The organism is Maritimimonas sp. 2210JD6-3, from assembly GCF_056591795.1.
The window spans coordinates 1-25,833 of sequence record NZ_JBWQOJ010000030.1 but is presented as its reverse complement, the minus strand read 5'-3'; the positions used below and the strand labels follow the sequence as shown (position 1 = coordinate 25,833).

The window sequence follows — 25,833 nt, the reverse complement described above, 5'->3', positions numbered from 1 at the left end:
AATTAATCAAGAACTCCTTCAAACATTTTTACTGAAGCAATGTATTGATTTTTCAGTTCAGAAGCATACGATTCATCATATTCGTCAGCAGTAGCTACTAGATTTCTATACATAAGCAGCGTAGTTTCTATGTCGTCATAATGCTGTTTTATTCCGTAATCATCTAACCCGCTATAGAATTCGATACGATCGTCAAAAATATCTGTTAAGGTTTTAATCACGCTACGTGCTTTTTCTTTTTTATCTATTTTATAATAGTTTTCAGGATATCCTAAAACCATGGTATAATGTCCATATCGTTCAATAGGCATTTTTTCTATAGAAAGGTCTAAGATTTCTTCAGCTTTGTCATTTTTACCCTCTGTTATAAATGCTTCAGCAAGGCGTACTAAATTATTTCTAAATGAAATTCCATTTTTACGCGTTTCAACATCTACATAAACATCATCTGCATTTGAGTTTTTCCAATCCCATTTCTTCACATTAGCATACATTTTTTCGGTATTAATACGACCGATATCTAAGATACTTCGATCTCTACCATCAGCGTATTTACTTGATCGCTTTATAGGAACAAATTTATAAGCCAAGCCTTCTAGCTGTAAGTAATCTTTTAACCAGATATATTCTTCGGCTGCATGAGCCCCTCCCGTGAAATAAATAGGGCGTTCCCAATTATTGCTTGCTAAAATATCAAGCATCAAAATTCTATTTTTAGTAAGACCATTTTCATCAATATCAAAGTCTATGTATGGTACAATTTTGTCTGCGTCTTCTGGTTCTACAATACCGTTTTTAAGTACTGCTTCTTTATCAACATAGAGGCGTAGTTTATTGGTAGGGTATATTTTTATTTGATTTCCGTCATCAAAAAGATCCATATAGGTACGGTCACTGTCACTGGTCATCCATTTCATGAAGAAATCAAGATCAACTCTATTTTCATCTTCTTTAGGAACTTCTAGAGAACCATCTTCTGCTAATGTAGCAGTATCTTTTACAGCCAATGTACCTAACTCCATAGGGATATGATATGCTACATCGAGGGTGCCTGTTCTGTATTGTTCATGTGTCAATTGAGACGGAATGGGGTCAGCGTCGTAGGTTTTTCGTTTTTGTTGATCTATATACCAATCGGTAGCAAATAAGCTCGTATTTACCAATTTGATATCGGTTCTGTAGTTTTCTACTTCTTGCATATACCAAAGTGGGAATGTGTCATTATCACCAATGGTAAACATGATCGCATTTTTATCGGTAGAGTCTAAATATGCCTTGGCATTGTTATGAGCTGCGTAACGACCAGACCGATCGTGATCATCCCAATTTTGAAATGCCATAAGGAAAGGTACTGCTAACAAGCAAACCGCTGTTGTGCCAATTGCCGCCATCTTTGGCTGTAATTTATTTTTTAACGACTCGAAAATCGAGAGTACACCGAAGCCAATCCAAATAGCGAAAATGTAAAAAGATCCTACTACAGCATAGTCGCGTTCACGAGGTTCAAATGGTTTCGGATTGGTATAAAATATAATGGCTAATCCTGTAAATAAGAAAAAGAGAAGCAGTATATAAAAATTCTTTGGATCAAATTTTATTTGAAAAAACAAGCCTATAAGTCCTAAAATTAACGGTAAGAAGAAATAGGTATTCCTCGCCGCATTGTTCTTCATTTCATCAGGTAGATTATCTTGCGATCCCAGATGTAACTCGTCTATAAATTTAATACCACTTAACCAGTTTCCGTTATTGTCGAGTTGTCCTTGAATATCGTTTTGGCGTCCAACAAAATTCCACATAAAGTACCTTCCATACATGTATCCAAATTGATAATCAACCATAAAACGCAAATTTTCTAAAAATGTAGGTCTTCGCTTGCTCCTTGCCGGAATTCCTGCAATGGCTTTATAATTCGCTATTACAGACGGAGAAGGATCTACCATCCTAGGAATAAAGCCTTTATGTTTATCTGAATAGTTTGGTAAGGCATTTTTCCATTTATTCACAATTACATATTTACCTGCTTTTTTGTCTTTCTCGTATTTAGGTTTTCCATCTTTATAAGGTTTATCGCGATCACGTTGACCCGTTTCAGAATAATAAGAATCATAAAAAATACTGGCGTCACCGTATTGTTCACGATTATAATAGGCTAACAATTCTCTCGCACTAGATGGATCATTTTCGTTAATGGTAGTATTTGCATTTGCTCGAATAGGTAACATCAACCAAGAAGAAAAACCAATCATACAGAACAATAAGCACAAGATCAATAAATTGGTATTGAATAACTGTTTTTTTCTGGTATATCGAATACCAAAATAAAAAGCTGCCACTAGCAATATACCCGCAATAATACTTCCAGAGTTAAAAGGGAGACCAATACTGTTTACAAAAAAGAGTTCCATAGCACTAAAAAAAGCTAAGGTATAAGGGAATAAGAATTTAAAAACAAATACTAAAACAAATACCGCTATTACATTCGCAATAATGAATTTTTTTGAAGTGATATTATCATATCTTTTATAAAAATAAATAAATACAATAGAAGGTATTACCAATAGTGAAAGTATATGAACTCCGAAAGATAACCCCACAATAAAACTTATAAGAAGTAACCATTTATTTCCTCTTGGTGTGTCCATTTCAGATTCCCAGCGCAATCCAAGCCAGAATAATAAGGCCATTAAGAATGATGACATTGCATATACTTCTGCTTCAACAGCGCTAAACCAAAAACTATCAGAGAACGTATAGGCAAGCGCTCCTACAAGTCCACTGCCTAAAATAGCCAAGGTATTTGAATTTGTTAATTCAGCATTTTTTAGCACTATTTTTTTAGCGAGCGCTGTGATGGTCCAAAACAAAAAAAGAATTGTAAATGCACTCGCTAGAGCTGACATAAAATTCGTCATTTTGGCGATTTCAGTAACATCGCTAGTAAACATGGCAAAAAAAGCGCCTAACATTTGAAATAGTGGAGCTCCTGGAGGGTGTCCTACTTCCAATTTTACTGCTGTAGAAATATATTCACCTACATCCCAATAGCTTACTGTAGGTTCAACGGTTAATGTATAGGTTATCAATGCAATTGCAAAAGTTATCCATCCTATGATGATGTTCCACTTTTTATAATTGATGTTGCTCATGAATCTTCTTTTATATTGAGGCGAATTTACTAATTATTATCGATTAACGGGTTTAAATTATTGTTGTAGCGACGAACGGACAGCATTAAAGTTCTGTTAAAATTGCCATTAATTTTTTTACAAAAAATATTTGCTGAATTAAAAGTTTGAATTAAATTTGCACCCGCATTGGCCCATGGTGTAATGGTAACACTCCGGTTTTTGGTACCGTCATTCTAGGTTCGAGTCCTAGTGGGCCAACAAAATAAAGCTCTAAGTATTTGATATTAAATATGTTAGAGCTTTTTGTTTTGTAATATTTACAAAATATTTCCGATTTTTTGATTTAATCCACTTATCTTTATAGTTTTAGGATTTTTGAATCCTTAATTCACCTCTATAGTTTCCACTAATTCACTTCCTTGTCCAGAGTTTGATCTTCTGCTAAATCGGTTAGCCTTAGTTTTTTTACAGGTTCTACCATAGAAGAATGACCTTTATCAATTAAAGATTCTCTTTCTCTGAAGATAATGTAGTTTTCACAATATTGCCCCAAATATAAATTTTGAAATTTTGTATATCTTAAATCTCCATTTTTAAAATTGTTATTCAGACTAAGTATTTTTTCTTTCTTGTATAAGTCAATTTCATCATTTGGGTTCTTATTTGTGTAAAAAGTCATCTATTAAAATATCTAATTCAAGCATTTTATAGTTAGTTTTTAATCTTAATCATAATTTACCTAGTATGTAATTATAATAGGATTTATTTGCTTTCTTTATGAAAACCACCCTAATTTAAAATTGAATAAATTTCCGCATTTTTCAGGAACTACTTATTAAAGTTTTCCATACTATTTTTATGGATTAGCCTTACTGAAATTTATACTTTAATAAATATCTTTTCATGTTCATTTTCAGTTAGTTATTTTGAATAAAAAATATTTCATTGTTGAAAAGAATGCTAAGGAACTGAGTGTAATTAAAACAGCAGTTAATAGCTTAGACAGCTTAATTTTTTGTGGAAGTTCTTCAGATCAGGATGAAGCACTGAATATGATATTCAACAATACTCCAGATATTATCTTTTTAGATATAGATGCTACCTTGGGAAACCTCTCAGACTTCCTATTAGATATAGAGCAACACATACAACAAGAAATGGTATTTGTTGCTTTGTCTCGTTTTAGAGAGAACGCATACAAAGCTTATAGATATAACTTTTTTGATTTCCTTATAAAACCTACAACAAAATTATCCTTGCAAAGATGTATTTTAAAGTATTTTAAAAATTATCCGCTGAGCGAAGTTGATGTAGTATGCCTTAAGTCTAATAAAGATTACCGCTATTTAAACACTGCTGAAATATTGTTTTTAAGAGCGGATAACAATACAACAGATTTTTATATGTATGATGGCTCTGTGATTGGTGCTTTTAAGACATTAAAGACTTTTGAAAATACCCTACCAAGTAATTTTCTGAGAATACATAAAAGCTTTATTATTAATAGTGATTATATCACAAGAATTAATTATGGAAAGGCTATTTGCTCGATTAGAAATAGTGACCATAAAGTGCCATTTACTAAAACATTTATTAAAAATATCAACTTTATTAATTCATCACTTTCAAATAACTCGGTAATGACTCCAAATTAGCATTTTACTTCTTGAAGCCATTGTTTCACTACAATGAATACCAACTTGACTAAACTTTTGTGTTTTTAGATAGAAGAGCTATTTGTTAGCTCTATTTTCGTCAACGAAGCTTCACTGACGTTACAATTTCATTGCGTCTTCTTGTGCACAATTTTAGATATAACGGTTGTTCGAAAGAACATCCTAGAGAAACCATTGTTAAACCTTAAAATTTTGCATTTATGAAAATTTCAAAAACCTTTCTTGTATTACTATTATGTTCAATATTTTTTGCTTCATGTACAAATGATGAAATTATCCAAGAACCTGAAGCGAATTCTGCAGAAAATTTCGAAATAAACCAGCTTGATATTCAAGCTACTGGAGACGAAACAGAAGAAGTTGATGAAACAGAGAAAGATGATTAGTGAGTAAGAAATGAACGGATAATAAAAGCCTTTAAGGGATATCTCTTAAAGGCTTTTATTAGTTTTGTATTTTAACTAGTATCATTGATAATACATATTACATATAAGAGAATAATATCAAAGGCATTCTTGTGTTTATTTTTATTGAGTTGTAATCCAAAGAATAGCATTAATACACAATTTTCGAGCGAGATAGAAACTGATAGCATTTCCTCTTGGATCAATCTTTCAAAGGAGAAATCTTACAAATTAGAGCGACGAAAAAAATATTTGAACAGAGCGTATGAAGCAATAAAAGAATACAGAAATGATACTCTTTCTAATAAGTTTATACGCAAAATAGCATACCAATATTACAAGGTAAAGGATACTTCTAATTTTAGAAAACTTAATAGTGAAGCTTATAATTTAGCATATAAGTTAAAAGATTCTTTTTCATTAGCAGATATTCATTGGAACTCCGCTAATTTTTATAAAGAATGGGGAGATTATAGTAAGGCGTATTATCATTACAATGAGGCATATCAGTATTTTGAAAATCTAGATGAACAAAATTATGCTGCCAAAATGTTGTATGGTATGTCTTTTATTAAAGGACGTTTTAGAGATTATACTGGAAGTGAAAGTTTAATAATAAGTGCTATAGAAAAATATAAGAAATTAAACAAGTATAAGTCATTATATGCCTCCTATAATCACTTGGCTATTTTACAAAATAACATTCAAGAGTACGATAGAGCTTTATTTTACTATAACAAAGCGATAGGGTATTTAGATAAAATAAAAAGTAACAAAAATTTACATGAAATTAGTTTGAATAATATTGGGCTAGTTTATGTTAAAAAAGGTGAGTACTCGAAGGCTCTTGATTGTTTTAATAAAATTTTAGAAAATGACAGTTTGAGATTGAAAAAAATTGAGCGTTATGCAAGAGTGTTAGCTAACAAAGCATATTGCAAATTTCTAAATAATGATACGCTTAATGTAAAGAAATACCTTCATGAATCTTTGAAAATAAGGGATAGCCTTGATTATGATGAAGGAAAAATTGTTGTAAACCTTCATTTATCAGAATACTACTTGGCATTCAAAGATTCAGTAAGAGCGTTCAAATATGCTCAAGATGCAAACGATTTATCTAAAGAGTTAAAAAATAGTAGAGATTACTTAGCTTCTCTAAAGTTGCTTTCTAAAATAGATGAAAAAAATGCTAATTCATATTTGGCTAAGTATATCTCTTATAATGATAGTCTACAGATTCTTGATCGTAAAATTCAAAATAGATTTGCGAGAATTGCCTATGAAACTGATGAATATATTGAGGAAACCGAAAAGTTATCACGTCAGCGAGCTTTAATAGTAGTAACAGGTTTAGTAGCATTACTTATTTTATCTTTGATATATTACCTAATCATTCAAAGGTCGAAAAATAAGAGGCTGTTACTAAAGAATGAACAGCAGAAGGCGAACGAGCAAGTTTACATTTTAACTTTACGCCAACAGGCTAAACTTGAAGAGGAGAGGGTCAAAGAGCGTAACAGGATATCTCAGGAGCTACATGACAATATTCTTGGTAAGTTATTTGGAATAAGAATTGACCTAGGCTTTTTGGAGATTAATGGAACTAATGAAACGTTAAAAAAGCATGATTTGTTTTTGGAAGAATTGCAAAGCATTGAAGCAGAAATAAGGGAAGTCTCTCATAAACTAAATACAAATTTCAAAAGTTCTGAAATAGACTTTAGCTCTTTAGTAAATAAGCTACTTGAAAGCAAAAGTCATATTGGAAATTTTGCTTACGAATTAAATATTGATAAAAATGTATCTTGGAGTGTGGTTGATGAAATTATAAAAGTAAACCTATATAGAATTCTACAAGAAGCACTACAAAATATTGTTAAGTACGCTGAATGTGAAAAAGTTATAGTTGATTTTCGTTTTGAAGAAAACAGCTTATTAACAACTATAAAGGATGATGGGGTTGGTTTTAAAACAAAAACGCATAAGAAAGGAATAGGAATAAAAAATATGAAATCTCGAATAGAAGAACTGAAGGGTGTTTTTGTTATTAAATCAGAAATGCGCGCTGGCACTACTATAGATTTTTCAATCCCGTTAAAATAAACAGGTTGTTATGGAAGTCAAGAAATATGAAGTCTTATTAATCGATGATCACCCTCTTATAACTAACGCTTATAAAAGCGCTTTTAGTCAAGTTAGAAAGAATAATGATCTAGTGTCTTTTAATATTGACGTAGCGCCTAATTGCAATATAGCAAATAGCAAGATTGAAAATTTTTTCTCTAAGAAGAAAAACTTAGATGTGGTTTTTTTAGATCTGAGCCTACCACCTTCAAAAGATGGTAACCTGCTTTCAGGAGAAGATTTAGGTTTAAAGATTAATGAGTTGTTACCTGATGCTAAAATTATAGTTTCAACCACTTTTAGTGATAACTATAGGGTTCATAGCATATTTAAAAGTCTTAATCCTGATGGTTTTTTAACAAAAAATGACCTTAATCCAAAAAATCTTGTAGAGGCTATAAGTACTGTAATTTCTGACCCTCCATACTATAGTAAAACCATATTAAAATTACTTCGTAAGGAAGTAACCAATGATTTTTTATTAGATGCTATTGACAGAAAGATGTTGTATGAACTTTCTGTTGGAACCATGATGAAAGAACTTCCTGACATTTTGAAATTATCTCTTCCAGCAATTGAGAAACGCAAACGACGTATTAAGCAAATTTTTGACACTATAAGCCCTAGTGATAAAGAGTTGTTGCGAAAAGCCAGAGAAAAAGGGTTTATATAAATATTCTTTGTTCATTGCGGAAATAAAAGGGAAGGTATAGGATATCCTTACTTTTTCTATGGCATAGCCTTACTTCGTTTTATTGAAAAGCAAGTACTTTTCTCTAATCATTTTTTTAGTACTCCTCTAACATTAAAACCTTTAGGCTATGAAATATTATTACCTTCTTATTCTATTGATTTTTGCAAATATTTTTGGTATCAGAGCTCAGTCGAGTTTTATCCATTTTAATTCTAGTAAAATTGATAGTACTACCGTCATTACTTTTTTTGGCGATTCGTTAAAAAATGCTTCTGCAAATTATTTTGCAAATAATACTGCAATGATCAATTATAATCCTGCAATTCCCTTTGATGGGAAGCAAGATTATTTAGAAATTGAGCAGGATATTTCAAATTTATCTCAGGTTTCAGTATTTACGGTCTTCAAATCTTCTAACGATTCTATCGCAGAAGCAGAGGTTTGGGGTCTTCATGGAGAGGAAACAACTTTAGGGCTTACTACTAAAAGAACGTTCAATCCATCAAAACAATCATTCTATATTGGTGTAGAACCTAATAAAGCGGTGCTGCATACATTCTTGCAATTGCACCTCTCTAATCAGGCGTTACCAAATTCTAAAACGTACATCAGTTTAGGTGTGGTTAAAAAGGATTCGTCAAACACTTATTTTAAAGGAAATGTAGCTGAGCTTGTAGCATATAATAGGCGGTTAAGGGGAAGTACAAGACAAAAGTTAGAAAGCGCTTTAGCAATTAAATATGGTATTACTCTTTCTAATGGTGAAAATTATATATCATCAAATAAAAAAGTAATCTGGAATACTGAAGAAGACTTAGCATATTCTAATAACATCATTGGTATAGGTAGAGATGATGATATGGAAGTTTACCAAAAACAATCTACCAGTGCCAATTTAGCAGAATTTTTAGTAGTCTCAGCAGGCAAAAAAGCGTTATCAAATAAAGCGAACGAAAGCGTCATCGCTGATCGCACTTTCTTGGTTTTGGGTGATAATAATGCCCCATTAAATTTAGAACAAGAAACTACTGAAACAGATAGAATACGCATGTTACAGCGTAAGTGGTTGATTAAGACTACAGGTGCTTCTGCAAAAGATATAAATACACAATTACTTATAGACGCAAATTATCTATTTGATGAATTAAAAGATTACAATGCTTATGTTCTGGTTATAGACAAAAGTGGGAAAGGAGATTTTTTACCTGAAAACACACAATATATAGCTCCAACTGAATTGACAGAAAATGGACTATTGACTTTTAATGACATTAAATGGGATGAAGATGGTTCTGGTAAAGACCTGTTTTCAATTACATTGAAAGAAGATTTAGCACTTGAGCTAACTAGTGAACAACCAATTATTTGTCCAGATGGTTCTACTAATTTAGAATATTTAGTTTCAGGAGGCATCCCACCTTATTCATATAATTTAACAAATACCGAAACTTCGGAGGCTAGTCAATGGGGCAGCGATAAAGATATAGAACAAGAAAATAGTGTAGCTGTAACATCACCAGGTAACTATATGCTTAGTGTAACAGACGTTATAGGAACAAAAACTCAGCAAGAGTATGTTATTACTTTGGAAGACCCAGTTACTATTGATTTAGGCCCAGATAGAAAGCTAAAGTTTGAAGAGGTCATTAGTTTACAGCCAACATTTTCTGACCCTGAAAAAGTAGTGAGTTATAGTTGGACTTCTGAAGAAAACGAATTTACTAGTACTGATGAAATTGTTGACATAGATAAACCAGGAACGTATAGATTAACTATTGATACTGTAATAGGATGTCAATATTCAGATGAAATAACTATAGAAGATAGTTTCATTCGAGAATTTGTGGTGTATCCTAATCCTGTAACGGATGGCACCTATACAATTTCTATTGTATTGGCAGAGAAATCAGATATTACCGTAAGCATTTATAACCTCTTAGGCGCTGAGGTTTCTACTGAAGAGCTTTCAGCTGAAGAAATATATGAATACGATAATAAACAGAGAGCCAATATTAAGGGAAGGGGCTTAAATATCTCAGGTGTTTATAATGTAATATTAAGCACCCCTTTTGAAACTGCTACCAAAAAACTAATTGTAGAATAAAAGCTTCGTCACTAGCTATCATTTTACTAAACCATCACAAAAATATCGTTATGATCACTTTTAAAAGATACATCCTCACCGTAATAAGCTTTATAAGTCTAGCGACTTATGCTAATGAAAACCTTAATGAAACTCTAACATACGACGAATGCAATGATTCGTCGGAAGAACGCTATTATCCCGCATCATTAAATGAGGGTTATATAGGAGTCTTTAAAGAAAAGCCCATAGATAGCCCAACTGACAATGTTTTTACTGTATCATTGGATTTTGTGCCAAAAGCAAATGAAGAAATTTGGTTAACCTATGATTTGTATGGTATAAGTGATCATACAGGAATTTCGAGAAGCGTTAACGATCAATTAGCTGTTGGTGGTTATTTGGTTGCTGCTAGCAATAGTTGGAAACGTCAGGAAGAACAATTAAAAAGTGATTGGTTAAAGCAAGGCGATAATATTATTCGTTTTACACTTCCAAAAGAGGCAAAATATAATTACCGAATTAAAGATTTAGGAATTCGGGTTAAGAGGAGAGGTACTTTAGACAAAGCAATAATTATTAATCAGCCAATAGAAAAGCAATACTCCGATGACTTAGGCTATGTTAAAGGATTTATTCAGGGAGTAGGAAGTAGAGATGCAAAAATATATGTAGATGATGTTAAAATAGATGTACTTAATTCTGAATTTGAGGTTTTAATAAATAAGCTGTCTCAAAATGCAGAATGGAATGCTACAATTAAGGCAATATTTCCTGATGGTGAAATAATCACTAGGCAAGTGTTTTTTGAAAAAGAACAGAAAGCTATTGTCAAGAATAGTATAGCTTTTCGTCCGGATGCATATGTTGCTAAAACCTATTTTCCTGAAAAAGAAATGGAGCTGTCTTTAAAAGGAGCTTCAATTGCCATAGTACCGCAAGCATTAACAAGTTCAAAGAACATATCTATAACAGCACTTCGAGATATAGATATTCCTGCTTTAGAAGGCACTATGGTTAATGTTACTAAAGATCATGACGGATACAGATTTTTACCTCATGGAACACAGTTCAAAAATGAAGCTACTATAAAGTTAGCTTATGATACTAATAAAATACCTGATGGATATACAGCTGAAGATATTAAGACCTATTACTTTGATGAAACCACGAAACATTGGGTAGCATTAAAAAAGGATAGTTTGTCAATTGGTAATCACACTATAATATCTAAGACGACCCATTTTACGGATATGATAAACGGTATTATTAAAGTGCCAGAATCACCAGAAACAGCTGGATTTACTCCAACTTCTATTAAAGATATTAAGGCGGCAAATCCATCAGCTGCCATAAATACTATTGAACCGCCTAGTGCTAATAATATGGGTTCTGCTAATATAGGTTACCCTATTATGCTGCCTGCAGGACGTCAAGGAATGCAACCACAGTTAGGTATTCAGTATAGTAATGGTGGTGGGAATGGTTGGCTAGGTATAGGATGGAATTTGCAAATTCCAAGTATTAGTGTTGATACACGTTGGGGAGTACCAAGATTTAAAAACGACTTAGAAACCGAAACCTATCTTATTCGTGGTGAACAATTGGCACCCGTAGCTCACAGAGGAGAATTAGTAACTAGAACATCTGAAAAACAGTTTTACCCACGTGTTGAGGGTAGTTTTAATCGAATTATTCGTCATGGCGATAATCCAACAAATTATTGGTGGGAGGTAACTGATAAGTCAGGCACGAAATATTCATATGGAGGTACATCTAGTCAAGGAATAGTTGATAATTCCGTTTTAAAGGACGTAAACGGTCATATTGCATATTGGGCATTAGTTGAAATACGTGACCTAAATGATAATTTTGTCAGATATCATTGTACAAAGGTTTTCGATACTGGAATTGAAGGTGGATCGGTCCAAGGTAACAATATCTACGTGGATAGAATTACTTATACCGGACATGGAAGTAGTGAAGGGAAATATGAAGTTTTATTTACCAGAGATCGTGAGTTGAATGAAGATAAACGTACAGATGTTACTATCAATGCTCGTTATGGCTTTAAACAAGTGACCGCCGACTTATTGAGAAAAATTGAAGTAAAGCTTAATGGAGCTAACATAAGAAGCTATGAATTAACGTATGCTCAAGGGGCATTTTATAAAACGTTATTGCAAAAGATTACAGAGTTTGATGCCTCTGGTCAGGAGTTTACAAATCATGAATTTGACTATTTCGATGAGGTTAGAACAACTTCTTCGAACACTTACGATCCATACTTTAATGAGGATAACTGGTCTCCACAAAGCGATAACGTGAGAGGCGATTTTGTAGTTCGAGTTGATGAGTTTAATGATAATGCCTCCGCAATTAGTGGAACTAAATCTTCTGGAGGAGGATTTGGAATCGCAATAACAGCTGGTACTAAATCTAATGATACTGAACTTATTCACAAATTAAATACAGTTGGGGGTAATTTTGGTTTCAGTTCAGGTAAAAGTGAAGGCATGCTATCATTAATTGATATTAATGGTGATAATCTTGCTGATAAAGTTTATGTCAAAAACGGGAGTATAAAGTTTAGAACTAATCAGTCTGGACCAGATGGTACTACTATTTTTGGTGAAGAGAATACCGTAGTTGGAATTTCTGATTTTTCCAGATCGAAGTCAGAAACATTTACCTATGGTATAGAATCTCATTTTGGCGTTTTCTTAGGATTGCAAAAAACAGATACAAAGTCTACTGTGGAAACCTATTTTGCTGATGTGAACGGTGATAGATTAATTGATATTGTACATAAAGGAACGGTTTTTTTCAATCACTTAGAAAATGGTATACCCACTTTTACACAATCTAGTGATGATACACCTAGCAGTATTGGTGCATCGAGTGTTGGAATAGACCCCAACCTCGTAGAAGTAGATCCGAACGAACTCGAAGAAAATATTGATCGTTTTCCTTTACATGATGTTGTACGGGTATGGGAAGCCCCTTATTCTGGTACTATTACTATTGACGCTCCTGTAACATTAAATGCTTCTGCGCAATCTATAGATGGGGTAAGAGTTGCGGTTCAGCTCAATGCTAATGAGCTTTGGTCAGAAGAAATAGCTGAAGGAAATTTCAATTCAGTTAACCCTGGAGGTAATGCAGCACTACCTATAAGTGTACTTGAAGGTGATCGAATCTATTTTAGAGTACAATCTGTATTCAATGGTGAAGGAGATGTGGTTGATTGGAATCCAATAATTACCTACAATGATCACGAAGATACACTTTTAGATGCTAATCAATTACCAATTTACCAATTTAAAGCATCTGACGGTTTCTTACTATCTGCTCCACAGACGACAGGAACACCAATTGCAGGTGGTATTGTAATTGATGGTCCTATTACAAAACCTATTACAACTGATGATATAACGTTAGCTATCGTTAAGACAAAAACGGATGGCAGTACTGAAACCGTTTGGGAGACGACTTATTTGGCCACAGAAGTGGTTTCAGAAAACTTAAATTTATCGCTTAATGTTTTGCAAGATGAAACATTTGCTTTTAGTATTACTTCTGATTCAAATATTGACTGGAAAGCTATCAATTGGAGTCCTAGACTATTTTATACTAGTTCAACTGACCCAAATATAACTGAGGTTAATAATCCTGATGGCAGCCCTGCATTACAATTTTATCCAACAGTGCATTATGATGTTTTTGCAGATATAAAAACTCCTGTTACACCTTGGATTGCTACTGTTGATGGCACAGTAACATTAAACCCTCAGATAACAGTAACAGACTTAACACTTGTTGGAGAATTAACCCTAACGGTTAAAAAAGAAAATGAATTGATTGCTAAACAGCAAATAACAATCGATTCGGGTGTGGTCTCAGGAACGTCTTCAATTAGCTATGATGCCATAACAGATGATATCTTATACTTTGATTTGTCAACCAATGACAATGCTTTAGCAGAAGGGCTAACTCAAGCCGAAATGCAAATTGTTTTGACTACCGCTACAGAGACAGTGCCTTTAGGAATTGCCACTAAAAATGAAACAATTCTTTTTGGTCCTATGTATCGTAGTTGGGGACAATTTGGGTATAATGGAAACCGTGATAGAGCGACACAACCTATAAATGAATCAGAATTAAATCTAGACAATCTAGAAGCCTCGCAAGATATTGATTTAAGCGGAGCTGCTACTGCTGATGAAATGGAAGACACCTTTACAAATGAGGGAGGACAAAATATCAATGAACAAAATTTTATCATGCTATTGCCTGATAATGAGCTAAATATATGGAAAGGCTACGATGACAAAGTTTGGGTTAGTGAAACACAACAAAGTGCTTCACGTTTGGGTATGGATAATATTAATGTAATTAATCCTGCTACAAGTAACGGAACTGGTGCTCGTGGTATAGATAAAATTACAAAATCTTATAGTGTCGGTCTAAGCGTAAGTGCAGGTCTTGGCCCTGTAGGAGCCGGAGGAAGTACAGCTTTAGGAGAAACCAAATCGGTTACAGAATTTCAAGATTTTAATGGAGATGGCTACCCTGATATTATTTCTGAAAATAAAATTCAATATACCAAAGCTGACGGAACTTTAGAAGAAATAGCCATAAATGTTGGGGCCTCTTACTATCAGGAATCAGCTCATAGTACAATTGGAGTATCACTTAATGGTAGCCCTGTAACATCAAGTGCGCAAATAAGTGCTTTTGTGCCTTCAAATGGTGTAAGAGCAACTCATATGGCCATTAAAGATGATGGAAGCATGATGTTTTTAGAAAAGAAAAAAGTAGATGCTGACCATTCATTAGGTTTAAGTGGTGGTCTGGCGCTTAACGATGATAATTCTAAACACTCATTTATTGATATTAATGGGGATGGCTTACCTGATAAAGTTTACGAAGATGGTCAAGTATCCTTAAACTTAGGTTATAGCTTTGCTGCCAAAGAACAATGGGGATATGCAAGAATTAGAGAAGGAAAAGGTGAGGATTTTAGTGCAGGCATAGGTTTTAGTTTATATAACGGAAGTATTTCTGGTGGTGTTGGTCTTTCATTGTCATTAGGTCATGCAAAAAATGCAATTCAAGACATTAACGGAGATGGTTTACCTGATTATTTTAATAAAGATGATAATACGGTATTGTTAAACATAGGCAATGGCTTTACACCCATTACATGGTCTGGTATAGGCGATATACAAGAAACGGTTAGTGTAGGTGAATCTGCTAATGTGGCTTTTACTGTGTGTATTCCAATTCCTCCTATTACGCCAGGTGCAAAAGTCTGCATAAACCCAAGTGCTAGTGTAAATCATGGAGCTAGTAGACAGAAAATACAAATATCAGACTTAGATGGTGATGGTTACCCAGATATTTTAAAATCTAATGAAGATAATGAACTTAAAGTACAACTTTCTAAAATAGGACGTACAAACTTCTTAAAAGGGGTAAAACGCCCATTAGGAGCGTCATTTGCTGTTGATTATGCACGATTGGGTAATACTTATGATTTACCAAATTCTGTTTGGGCATTATCTCGTGTAGAATTAATTGATGGTTTTGAAGGTGATGGCGCAGATACTATGGTAAGTACCTTTGAATATGAAGATGGGCAATACGATAGAAATGAACGTGATTTTTATGGTTTTAAAACAGTAAAAAGCCATCAATTAGATACTGAAAACAGTGAAGCGATTTATAGAACTGTAGTTCAGGAATTTAAAAATGATAATTATTATGAAAAAGGGCTGTTAGAGCGAGAGTTATTACAAGATGACAACGAAAACCTGTACACTGAAAGTTTAAATACGTTTGAGTTAAAAGATGTTACTTCTGGAGCAGCACTCCCAGATAGTTATAAAGAAAATGATGCTGGCGCAGCTTTCCCCGCGGCTAAAGAAATGATAAAACGCTTTTACGAGGGTGAGTCCTCTGCGCAAAAAGACACCAGAATGACTTATAATTATGACGCTTTAGGTAATGTAACGAGTTATACCGATTTTGGAGACGCAGGTACTGAAGACGATATTTCATCTTCTATAGCCTATCATAATATAGCATCAAATTATATAGTGGGGATACCAAGTAGTATTACGGTTTCTGGTAATGGTCAAACATTAAGAAAGCGAGAAACCAGTATTAATTCAGGTACTGGAAATGTTACTCAGATAAGAAAATATTTACAATCAGGAGGTATAGCTACCTATGATATGGATTACGATGCCTTTGGAAATTTAACAAAGATCACACGACCCGAAAATGCCAACGGGCAACGATTATTCTTCCAATATCAGTATGACCCCGAAGTGAATACCTATACCACAAACGTCACAGATGGTTATGGTTATACATCCTCTTCAGAGTATGATTATCGATTCGGACAGATGCTGTTGAACACAGATTTAAATGGACAACAGATGCGCTATGAAATTGATAATGTAGGACGCATCACTACCATTACAGGGCCGTTGGAACTAGCTGCCGGGTTACCTTATACCATTGCCTTTGAGTATCATCCTGAAGCAGAGGTTCCATGGGCATTGACAAGGCATTATGACCCCGCACATCCTAGTAATGATTTAGAGACCGCAACTTTTATAGATGGTTTAAAGCGTAGTTTGCAGGTTAAAAAAGACGGAGCTATTTATACAGCACCGGGGGCAGCAGATGAAGAGCAAATGATCGTTTCTGGGCGTATTGCTTTTGATGCCTTTGGGCGCGCTATTGAAAGCTTTTATCCAGTTGCCGAACCCAAAGGAAGTACTGCTAGTTTCAATCCAGCTTATGATGGCATTACTTCAACCAAAACAACATACGATGTGTTAGATAGGGCACTCACCGTAACCTTACCAGATAATGCGGTTACACAAACCGAATATGGTTTTGGAACCGATCGTGATGGGAACACGCAATTTAGTACTAAGGTAACCGATGCCAATGGTATCTGGAAAGAAAGTTTTACCAATGTGCGAGGACTCACAAAAGCAGTATTAGAGCAATACAGCCAAGGTGGAAATATATGGACAAGTTATAACTATAATGCTATCAACGAACTTATTGAAGTGAAGGATGATCAAGATAATCTTATCACGTCTAGTTATGATTGGTTAGGTAGACGTACACAGGTGATACATCCTGATGCAGGTACTACAAAGTATGAATACGACTTAGCAAGTAATCTTACTAAAAAAGTAACGGCAAATCTTGCTGATGCTAACTTAGGTATTACCTATGTTTATGACCATGAGCGTTTGACGAATATCAATTATCCTCAAAACCCACAAAATAATGTTATCTATACCTATGGAGATGCTGGAGCTTCTAATTTTAGGGCAGGTCGTATTGTAACACAAGAAGATGCAACAGGAGCACAAGAATTCTTTTATAATGAGTTAGGTGCAGTTACTAAAAATATTAGAACTATTGTAATACCAGATACGCAACCTTTAACCTACGCTACAGAATGGACGTACGATACTTGGAATCGCGTGACAGAAATGATATACCCAGATCAGGAAAAATTGACTTATAACTATAATTTAGGAGGACTCTTACATAGCTTTGGTGGTCAAAAAGATGGCACAAAGTACAATTATTTAACACAATTAGGGTATGATAAGTTTGAGCAACGTGTGTATTTAAGCTATGGTAATGGTACCGAAACTTTTTATACCTATGAGCCTGATAGGCGTCGTTTAAAAACAATGGTAGCTGAAACAGCTAGTGACCGTAAGATGATGGATAATGTATATACCTACGATAAGGTGAACAATATTTTACGCTTACAAAACAATGCCGAAATACCTACCAGTAATTTAATGGGCGGGCAAACGGATTATAACTATACGTATGATGACTTATATAGATTAACTAATGCCACGGGTAGTCACTTAGGCAGTAATCATGAAAACAAGTATAGTTTGGCAATGGAATATAATTCTATACACAGTATTACCAAAAAAGATCAGTTGCATGAGTTTAAAGGCTACGATGACACCGAATGGAGTCCAAGAAATAAAACGACCTATCTTTATGAGTATGAGTATGCTGAAGAGCAACCGCATGCCCCTGTGCATATTGGAGAACAGACCTATACCTATGATGCCAATGGTAACCAAATGGGTTGGACACATGATGTAAGTGGACAACGTAGGGACATACTGTGGGATGAAGAAAACCGCATAAAGGCTATTGCTGATAATGGCGCATTATTTAGTTATGTATATGATGCCGGAGGAGAGCGCGTGTTAAAGAGTAATGGCGGTGGTCAAAATGTACGAGTAAATGGTAAAAAAGCGGGTGGTAGTGGCAGTATAGGGAATTACACCATTTATGTAAATCCTTATGTGGTGATTCGTAACAGTATGGTAACCAAACATTTTTATATTGACAATCAGCGTGTAACAACCAAACTGGCTGAAAGTAGTGATGGACTTTTACAAGAAACGGCAGGTACAGATATTGATTATACTGCCAAAACAGGTAAGCTAAAAGGTGCACAATTAAAAATGTATGCTGATTTGGGCTTAGAGGTAAGCAAGGTGGACGGTGAAGCTGGGAATAGTGGTCAAACACCACCAAATGGTAATGCCCGGGGGCATGATAATGATAATGGAGGCGATGGAGGAAGCAATGATGGAGCTGGTGGCTCTGGTGGCAATGGTAATAACATAGAAGCCTTTGTCTTTTATTACCATCCAGATCATTTGGGTAGTTCTTCGTATATTACCGATGCCAATGGCGAAGTATCACAACATATTGAGTATTTTGCTTTTGGAGAGACGTTCCTTGAAGAACATAGTAACACAGAGAGAACACCTTACTTGTTTAATGGTAAAGAGCTAGATGAGGAGACTGGGTTGTATTATTATGGAGCGCGTTATTATGATGCTAAAACTTCAGTTTGGCATAGTGTGGATCCGTTGGCTGTTAATGGTGCTCACTTAAATGCAAGAAGTAATACTGGGGGAGTATATGATTCAAAAAATAATAATGTATACTCATATGTTCATAACAATCCGATCAAGGCAATTGATCCTTCAGGGAAGGATATAATTTTACTTATAGGTGGACCATATAAAGGGCACCCTTATGGACATGTGGCTATTGCTGTTATAGACGCAAAAGGGAATTCAATAGTGTATGATTTTGGTAGATATGGTGCAGTCTCTGGAACCTTTAGTGAATCTGGAGAAGGTATTTTAAGAGTACATTTAGATTTAGAATCGTATATAGCTGGAGAAAATAGAACGGGTAGAACTACTTCAGTATACAGGTATAAAACAACTCCAGAACAGGATAAAATGGTTACCGATCATTATCAATCTCTAATAGAAAATTCAACCGACCGAAAAGTTGAAGTAAAAGATAAAAGATATCGTTTTAAATTAGAGAATGATTATCATGCTACTGAAAACAATTGTACAACCCTTTCTTTGGAGGGGGTACTAAACTCTTTGCCAGACTTGTATAAAGATTTGAACGATCCAAAGGAAAGTAAAGGTAGAGGATTAACTTGGAAAGAAAAGCTTGCTGATAAGACTATTGGCAAAGGAGCACTTGGTAAAAGAATATTTATGCCTGAAGATTTAAAACAAAGTATTTTAAATACTGATAAGCATATAGATACTAAAGAATATTCATCAAAAAAGAAAGATAAATGAAATATGCAATAGGAATTATTTTAGGTTTTTTATTAGCAATATTATTATTAGTTCTATTTAAGGATAATTTGACAAGACTTTTATATGGTGTCAATATGACTAAAAGCCTTAATAAGCCAGTAACTATAGAAGATAATTGTTATCTTTTTCAAGATGGTAAAGTGGTTGGTGAATTATATAAAGGAGTTGTATTTGAGCATATTTCAAATGACGAACTAAAAAGATTCTCTTTGGATTTTGCTTTAGATAAATATACAAGAATAAATATTAAAGATTCTGAAAGAATGATTTTTACTGAAATTAAAAATTAGATCATATTTTATGAAAACCAACTTGTTAATTGTCTTAACATGAATAAAACAATGTTCTTATTGTTGACAATCTTATTAACTGGATGCAAAGAGGAGGTTAAGTCAATTAACTCACCCGACAGATCTATATTTGAACTTAAACAGTTAATTGTTAAAGAGGGGGACATAAGTGCATATGAAGAACTAGAAACAGCTTATTTAGATTTTCCAACAGGAGAATTTTTACCTTATGCAATGATTATGGCTAATAAATATGATTATGAAAGGGCTTATTTAAATGTATATGAAATTTTATCAAACTTGTATGCTTGCAGCCCTAATGTAGATGTTAATTATAATGATTTAGATTGTGTTAGTGACAAGGTTAGAGAAAATGTTTTGTGGTATTTAGAGCAAGCCGCAACTAAGGGAAATAATTCTGCACAATATTCATTGGGTCACATGCTAATAGATGGCAAATATTATGTTAAAGACGAAATTAAAGGTAAAGAATTACTGGACTTATCTGAAAGATAAATGTTTCCTTCATATCAAATTTAGCTATTTTGACGTGATTAAAAACTGGGGACTAGTTTTAGTTATGATAGTATTTTTAGGTTGTCAGCCTAAAAATACTATCTCTAAAAACTTTCCTGTTATAGATTGTGGTGAGGAAATTTTTCAGCCTGTTGAGTCAAAGAAAAATTTAAATCTTCATTTTATGAATAATCCTTATAAATTGAGTTCAATAGAGACTATGTGTTCTTATATTAATGATATTTTAATTTTTAAAGGAACCTTTAATAATGTGGTACAAGCTAACGTTCCTAATTTTAAAAATGAAGAATTTGTTCATTGTAAACTTATAGTTAAAAAGCATAACACTTGTTTCTTAATGCAAGATAAAGGCGGATTTAAATGGACCAGTAAATTTAAGAATATATACATAGGGTTTTTCCCAGAAAATCAGAATACAGATTTAATTCATTTTCTTCCCTCTAACCAAAACCTGATTCAATAAAAAATTTAATAGATATAAATTTCTTTATATGAGAGAATTAAAAATAATCACGTGTTTTTTGATTTTTACAAATCTAACAGCCCAAAGCGAATTGCCTCAAACTGACTATAGCAAAATAGAGCAATTAGCTATAGATTATTTTAATAAAAACATACGCAGTAAAGAATACCCTAAAATAAAATACATGAGTGCGTTTAATCAAATAAAAGCCAAAAAAGAGTATTTGTATAGGGTATGTATTCCTAATAACGGAAATAAGGAAGTCTCAATACCCTATAATTTTACCGAAAAAGAAGCAAGATCATTACCATTTACCATGGGTAGGTTTAGCAAAAAAAAGGCTCAAATATATGTCCATAAAGAACAGAGAATCGAAAATAACAGTTTGGTGGTTATTTATTTTAAAAGCGGTAAGGACAAAAATTTTTACACTATGCTTATTGATAATAAGCAAAATAAAGTACTTGATTATTGTAAATCAAAATTAGATTTGGTAACCTCTAAAATCGTAAGTAAGAAAACTACAGAGGAAGTTAAAACCAATAGCAACATCACTAAAGCCGAGTCTGGATTTTATACAGATTTAAGATCTAACATACCTTTTAAAGTAGTGAATAATATTAAAATGATTGAGAAAAAGAAAAAGGGACATACTTTTTATCAATGCGAAAATTGTAACGCTATATTGAGTAAAGAGGAGTCTAAAGGCATTAGTAAAATAAGTGACGGTACAAATCAATATTATAGAAGCATTTTTCAAGGATACCCTATTAAAAATAAAACGTTATTTAGTAAAATAGAATTTATAGGAGATTATATGTATTATGTTACGCTTTCGGTGCAATCTAACGGTCAAAATGGAGGAACATCTTATTCATTAACCGAAAATATATCGAATTATAAAAACTATGATGGTGTTAATTTTAATGAAATTCTAACTAAAAAGACATTGATAAAGATAATAGAAGATGATACAGAGTTGCTAAAGGAATTCAATGTACAAAACCGAAGGAAAAAACACCTTAAAGAATATCTAGAAAGATATTATAAACGAAATAAGTAATAGATTAGGATGTTAAGGGTAGCTTTACTTTGAAGAATTGGAAAGAATAATTAATTTGAGGTTTTTGGTTATACTAACGCTGATGCTGTTCTTTTCATGTTCAAAATACAAACTCTCAAAAAAAGATTTAAAGTGGCAACCCTACGAGGTAGGCGATATACTGATGTTTGAATCTACTAACGGAGAGATTGATACAATTAATATTGAAAGCATTGAAATTCATAATAATGCTGATGATCCTTTAGCAGTTTTTCCTAATATGATACAGACTCTATTTGTTAGCGGAACTAAAAATGTTTTACAGTTAGATGCAAGTAAAAAAGGAAACACAATGTCCTTTGAGTTACGATTAGGTGATAATTACAGGAGATACCCTTGCTTCTATGTTTATTTGGATAAATTAGAAGATAAAGAAAGTACCTTTAACTTTAAGAATTTTACTAATTGTTATTCTTTTAAGGCTAAAGAGTATTGTGATAACATGAAAGATCGTCCTTTTGATTTAAGATATGTTTACTGGAGCAAAGAGTATGGATATTTAGGGCTTGAGTTTAAAGATAATTACGTGTGGACATTAAAATCATTTGTTAGAGATGGCAAGGAAATCATTGAATAATTTTATGAATACTAATGTACTATTTTATAAATGAAAGGAAATATTATCATTTAAAACTTTTTGTACTGGTAATTTTATTAACTAGTTGTAAAGAAAGAGTTAAATCTATTAATTCACCTAGTAGATCTATAATTGAACTTAAAAAGTTAGTGATTAGCGAAGGAGATATAGCTGCTTATGAAGAATTAGAGACAGCTTATATGGATTACCCTATTGGTGAGTTTTTACCTTATGCAATGGTTATGGCTAATAAATATGATTATCCAAACGCTTACTTTGAAGTTTTTCAAATTTTAATTAAAATAGATGGATGCTCTGTTGATTATGATTTAAGTTGTTTAGATAAAAACACTAAATCACTAGCTTTGAATTATTTACAATCTGCAATTAAAAAAGGAGATAGAGCTGCTTCAAATGTTTTTTTAAATTTTTATGCAGGTGAAAATATTTTTTCAAAGAGTAAGGATAATGAATTAACAAAAGAAGCTAAAGATAATATAGATCAAATTAGTAATCGATAGCAATTTTATGGGAAATAAAGAATGTGTTAAATGTGAGCCCATAATTAGTAGCGTTAAATCAGAATATAAAAAATGTAAAAGTAGAATACATTTTTGTAAGATGTATAAATCTTAATGAGGAAATAGATAAAAAACGATAAAATAAAGTGATTTATAAGAATGAATATTTGCCATTTTTCCATAATGATGTTACTTATTATTGGATGTAATAAAGTTGTTAAAAAAGAGAATGAAGAAGAAAATAGCGAAAGTAAAATACTTATTCTTTGATAAGAGATAATTTGTATCAGGACGAAAAAGGAAAGCTTTATTTTAAATCAGATGCAGGAGAAGGGGGATATATTACAGTTATATATTCAGAAAATTTTGGTGTTGATGGGATTAAAGAAATGACAAAAGTAGTGGACAAAGATACTTTCAAAAAAGTCAGTGAGATATGTTTTAAAGATAAAAATCATTACTACTTTTTTAAAAGAATGCAAGATGGGGGTACGTTGGAATTAGTTAATATCTGTGTGGAATAGATAATGTAGTAAATATATTGGAAAAAGATTTAAAATAATAATTCTAGGCCAAGTAAAAAAATAAAAACAGATATAGATATCTTTTAAAAACTAGGAGATTTTTTTGAACAATGAGAAAATGTAATTATGGCTTGATAAAATCTCCATGCAAAATTTTAATGGGGTGCATATTCCTTGTAAGTATTAGTTGCAATGGTCAAAAACCGATAATTACTTATAATGATAGCTTAGAAGTAGAAAATGATAAAAGTTTAACTGAAATATTTCAAGAACAACGTGATGCTAATATAAAAGAGGATAGATATACTATTTTCATCAACCCCTATCTAGAAAATTATATTGTTTTAGATAAAAAAGATGAAATTCGTTTTCAAACCGAAGATACAGAGGATGACAGTATTTTAGGGAAGACATGGATTCAAAAAAATTATAAGAAAAGTAATGTCAGTATTGAATATAAAGATATCTTATATAATATAAAATTAATACCTGAATATAGATTTGTTATTGTGGGTTATGATGATGAAAAAAAAATCGTAACTGTAGAATATTCTAAATTTCCTTGGGTGGCGTATCACGAATGAGGTATTAAATAAGATAATTGTCGTTGGTAGCGTAACACATCCTTGCTATTGTGGAATGTAAAAGAGGTAATAAAAATGCTGACAATGGTAATACTTCAACTAATGAAAAAGGCAAGTATTGGCTTATGCTTATCTACCATTATTATATTTCTCTCTTTACAATGTTGTGCTAAGAGAGAAAATAGTGATAATGTTCCATATATGACAGTGAACATAAATGAGGATAAAACAATTAGAGCAGATTATTATAGTAAAGATGAAGGTACTTTAATTCTTTACATTCAAAATGAAGATTTTCATAACCCTAATTTTTTTAATAGCTACTCTGAATTACTTTTTGAATGTAAAGAGAAATGGCATTTTCGGTTCATAGATTATAATATTTTTAATAAAAAAATAGAGGATAGTATTATGTTCAAATTGAGAAAAGCTACAGAAAAAGTACTTAAAAACGAAACCCGATATAAAGAAGAGCATCAGGATGGTTTTATGTTTGAAATAATAAACAATTGACAAAGTTATAATGTCTTTATAAGACCTATTATGAGAACAATAGTATACCTCTTATTGATAATCTTATTAACTGAATGCAAAGAGAACGTTAAGTCAATTAATTCACCGAGTAAATCTTAAAAAACATCCTTCTGATTTATTCAATTTAAAATAATAAACCAAAGAAATTAAAATGAGACAAATACTATTTATACTTTTTTTTCTGTCTTTTACATTTAATGGTCATGGTCAATACTTAAAAGCAGATATAGAGCTTAAAGATGGCACGATCAAGCATGGTCATATGAAAAAAATAAAAAATACTTTTGTACAAGAAGTATCTTTTAAAGAGTCTCCAAATGCTGAGATTGTTGAATTTGAAAATGAAAGGATAAAGCAAATAAAGCTTTATAATAAAAAGAACCCTGATATTGTTTACATTTATGAGTATTTACCAGTTGACACGTATTTGAAAAAGAATGGAGGAATGAAATTTGAAGAAAATAAAATTTGGCTTTTAGTGAGATACAGGTTAGATAATATCACGCTTTATGCATATAAACCGGGGCAATCTTTTCTATATCAAACAGTAAGTGGGGCTATTCAAACACTATACTATGTCAAAAGAAATAGTGAGGAAAAGGCAACTTTTATTACTGTAAATACAGCTGGAAATTATTATCTAAAACGTAAAGGAGCAGATTATTTTAGTGATTATCCAGAACTATCTTTAAATCTGAAAAAGAAAAAGCTAAAAAATAAACACATCATGAAAATTGTTGAAGAGTATGATGATTGGGTGAATAGGAATAAGTGATATAAAAGAAGATGTAATTTATTGTAGAAAACAAAGATAAATGAAATATGCAATAGGAATTATTTTAGGTTTTTTATTAGCAATATTATTTTTGGTTC

Annotated in this window: 18 protein-coding genes and 1 tRNA gene; 17 read left to right on the top strand and 2 right to left on the bottom strand. The window is 32.6% G+C overall.

Annotated elements, in window-relative coordinates:
- Positions 1-2 precede the first annotated feature (2 nt).
- Complete coding sequence (locus AC1EUY_RS12150; protein WP_480195812.1) at positions 3-3,149, bottom strand: glycosyltransferase family 117 protein; 3,147 nt, start codon at positions 3,147-3,149, stop codon at positions 3-5.
- Between the two features lie 169 nt (positions 3,150-3,318).
- Here AC1EUY_RS12150 and AC1EUY_RS12145 point away from each other — a divergent pair.
- A tRNA-Gln gene (locus AC1EUY_RS12145) sits at positions 3,319-3,389 on the top strand.
- Positions 3,390-3,537: 148 nt separating this feature from the next.
- On the opposite strand, the gene AC1EUY_RS12140 is transcribed toward AC1EUY_RS12145, so the two are convergent.
- Entirely contained in the window at positions 3,538-3,810 is a 273-nt protein-coding gene (locus AC1EUY_RS12140) for a hypothetical protein (protein ID WP_480195811.1), read from the bottom strand.
- A gap of 247 nt (positions 3,811-4,057) precedes the next feature.
- On the opposite strand from AC1EUY_RS12140, the gene AC1EUY_RS12135 reads away from it, so the two are divergent.
- From AC1EUY_RS12135 to AC1EUY_RS12060, 16 genes are all read left to right on the top strand, one after another.
- Complete coding sequence (locus AC1EUY_RS12135; protein WP_480195810.1) at positions 4,058-4,786, top strand: LytR/AlgR family response regulator transcription factor; 729 nt, start codon at positions 4,058-4,060, stop codon at positions 4,784-4,786.
- Between the two features lie 221 nt (positions 4,787-5,007).
- On the top strand, positions 5,008-5,193 hold the full coding sequence (locus AC1EUY_RS12130; RefSeq protein WP_480195809.1) for a hypothetical protein: 186 nt from the start codon (positions 5,008-5,010) through the stop codon (positions 5,191-5,193).
- Between the two features lie 144 nt (positions 5,194-5,337).
- A complete protein-coding gene (locus AC1EUY_RS12125; RefSeq protein WP_480195808.1) occupies positions 5,338-7,317 on the top strand; it encodes a tetratricopeptide repeat-containing sensor histidine kinase in 1,980 nt (659 codons plus the stop codon).
- Between the two features lie 10 nt (positions 7,318-7,327).
- Positions 7,328-8,011 (top strand): response regulator, encoded by a 684-nt coding sequence (locus AC1EUY_RS12120; protein WP_480195807.1) that lies wholly within the window; start codon positions 7,328-7,330, stop codon positions 8,009-8,011.
- A gap of 148 nt (positions 8,012-8,159) precedes the next feature.
- Positions 8,160-10,136: a DUF8202 domain-containing protein gene (locus tag AC1EUY_RS12115; RefSeq protein WP_480195806.1), complete on the top strand. Its 1,977-nt coding sequence runs from the start codon at positions 8,160-8,162 to the stop codon at positions 10,134-10,136.
- A 50-nt stretch (positions 10,137-10,186) separates the two neighbouring features.
- Positions 10,187-19,807, top strand: coding sequence for a SpvB/TcaC N-terminal domain-containing protein (locus AC1EUY_RS12110; protein WP_480195805.1), 9,621 nt, complete (start codon positions 10,187-10,189; stop codon positions 19,805-19,807).
- The gene (locus AC1EUY_RS12105) at positions 19,804-20,118 is read left to right on the top strand and encodes a hypothetical protein (protein ID WP_480195804.1); all 315 of its coding nucleotides are present in this window, start codon (positions 19,804-19,806) and stop codon (positions 20,116-20,118) included. The genes AC1EUY_RS12110 and AC1EUY_RS12105 overlap by 4 nt, the downstream gene beginning before the upstream one ends.
- 39 nt (positions 20,119-20,157) lie before the next feature.
- On the top strand, positions 20,158-20,634 hold the full coding sequence (locus tag AC1EUY_RS12100) for a hypothetical protein (RefSeq protein WP_480195803.1): 477 nt from the start codon (positions 20,158-20,160) through the stop codon (positions 20,632-20,634).
- A 34-nt stretch (positions 20,635-20,668) separates the two neighbouring features.
- Positions 20,669-21,118 carry a hypothetical protein gene (locus tag AC1EUY_RS12095; RefSeq protein ID WP_480195802.1) on the top strand — a complete coding sequence of 150 codons (450 nt, stop codon included), beginning with the start codon at positions 20,669-20,671 and terminating at the stop codon, positions 21,116-21,118.
- 28 nt (positions 21,119-21,146) lie between these two features.
- On the top strand, positions 21,147-22,181 hold the full coding sequence (locus tag AC1EUY_RS12090) for a hypothetical protein (RefSeq protein ID WP_480195801.1): 1,035 nt from the start codon (positions 21,147-21,149) through the stop codon (positions 22,179-22,181).
- 82 nt (positions 22,182-22,263) lie between these two features.
- Entirely contained in the window at positions 22,264-22,797 is a 534-nt protein-coding gene (locus tag AC1EUY_RS12085; protein WP_480195800.1) for a hypothetical protein, read from the top strand.
- Positions 22,798-22,811: 14 nt separating this feature from the next.
- Positions 22,812-23,318 carry a hypothetical protein gene (locus AC1EUY_RS12080; RefSeq protein ID WP_480195799.1) on the top strand — a complete coding sequence of 169 codons (507 nt, stop codon included), beginning with the start codon at positions 22,812-22,814 and terminating at the stop codon, positions 23,316-23,318.
- Positions 23,319-23,584: 266 nt separating this feature from the next.
- Positions 23,585-23,842 carry a hypothetical protein gene (locus AC1EUY_RS12075; protein ID WP_480195798.1) on the top strand — a complete coding sequence of 86 codons (258 nt, stop codon included), beginning with the start codon at positions 23,585-23,587 and terminating at the stop codon, positions 23,840-23,842.
- Between the two features lie 158 nt (positions 23,843-24,000).
- Positions 24,001-24,426 carry a hypothetical protein gene (locus AC1EUY_RS12070; RefSeq protein WP_480195797.1) on the top strand — a complete coding sequence of 142 codons (426 nt, stop codon included), beginning with the start codon at positions 24,001-24,003 and terminating at the stop codon, positions 24,424-24,426.
- Between the two features lie 84 nt (positions 24,427-24,510).
- Positions 24,511-24,939 carry a hypothetical protein gene (locus tag AC1EUY_RS12065; RefSeq protein ID WP_480195796.1) on the top strand — a complete coding sequence of 143 codons (429 nt, stop codon included), beginning with the start codon at positions 24,511-24,513 and terminating at the stop codon, positions 24,937-24,939.
- A 172-nt stretch (positions 24,940-25,111) separates the two neighbouring features.
- A complete protein-coding gene (locus tag AC1EUY_RS12060; RefSeq protein WP_480195795.1) occupies positions 25,112-25,735 on the top strand; it encodes a hypothetical protein in 624 nt (207 codons plus the stop codon).
- The last annotated feature ends 98 nt before the right edge of the window (positions 25,736-25,833 follow it).

Bases quoted from the DNA above. Each gene is read 5' to 3' on its own strand.
- AC1EUY_RS12085 (WP_480195800.1), top strand. From the start codon at position 22,264: ATGCTGTTCTTTTCATGTTCAAAATACAAACTCTCAAAAAAAGATTTA.
- AC1EUY_RS12140 (WP_480195811.1), bottom strand. From the start codon at position 3,810: ATGACTTTTTACACAAATAAGAACCCAAATGATGAAATTGACTTATAC.
- AC1EUY_RS12115 (WP_480195806.1), top strand. From the start codon at position 8,160: ATGAAATATTATTACCTTCTTATTCTATTGATTTTTGCAAATATTTTT.
- AC1EUY_RS12080 (WP_480195799.1), top strand. From the start codon at position 22,812: ATGTACTATTTTATAAATGAAAGGAAATATTATCATTTAAAACTTTTT.
- AC1EUY_RS12100 (WP_480195803.1), top strand. From the start codon at position 20,158: ATGAATAAAACAATGTTCTTATTGTTGACAATCTTATTAACTGGATGC.
- AC1EUY_RS12110 (WP_480195805.1), top strand. From the start codon at position 10,187: ATGATCACTTTTAAAAGATACATCCTCACCGTAATAAGCTTTATAAGT.
- AC1EUY_RS12090 (WP_480195801.1), top strand. From the start codon at position 21,147: ATGAGAGAATTAAAAATAATCACGTGTTTTTTGATTTTTACAAATCTA.
- AC1EUY_RS12150 (WP_480195812.1), bottom strand. From the start codon at position 3,149: ATGAGCAACATCAATTATAAAAAGTGGAACATCATCATAGGATGGATA.
- AC1EUY_RS12130 (WP_480195809.1), top strand. From the start codon at position 5,008: ATGAAAATTTCAAAAACCTTTCTTGTATTACTATTATGTTCAATATTT.
- AC1EUY_RS12120 (WP_480195807.1), top strand. From the start codon at position 7,328: ATGGAAGTCAAGAAATATGAAGTCTTATTAATCGATGATCACCCTCTT.
- AC1EUY_RS12065 (WP_480195796.1), top strand. From the start codon at position 24,511: ATGGTAATACTTCAACTAATGAAAAAGGCAAGTATTGGCTTATGCTTA.
- AC1EUY_RS12070 (WP_480195797.1), top strand. From the start codon at position 24,001: ATGGGGTGCATATTCCTTGTAAGTATTAGTTGCAATGGTCAAAAACCG.
- AC1EUY_RS12060 (WP_480195795.1), top strand. From the start codon at position 25,112: ATGAGACAAATACTATTTATACTTTTTTTTCTGTCTTTTACATTTAAT.
- AC1EUY_RS12105 (WP_480195804.1), top strand. From the start codon at position 19,804: ATGAAATATGCAATAGGAATTATTTTAGGTTTTTTATTAGCAATATTA.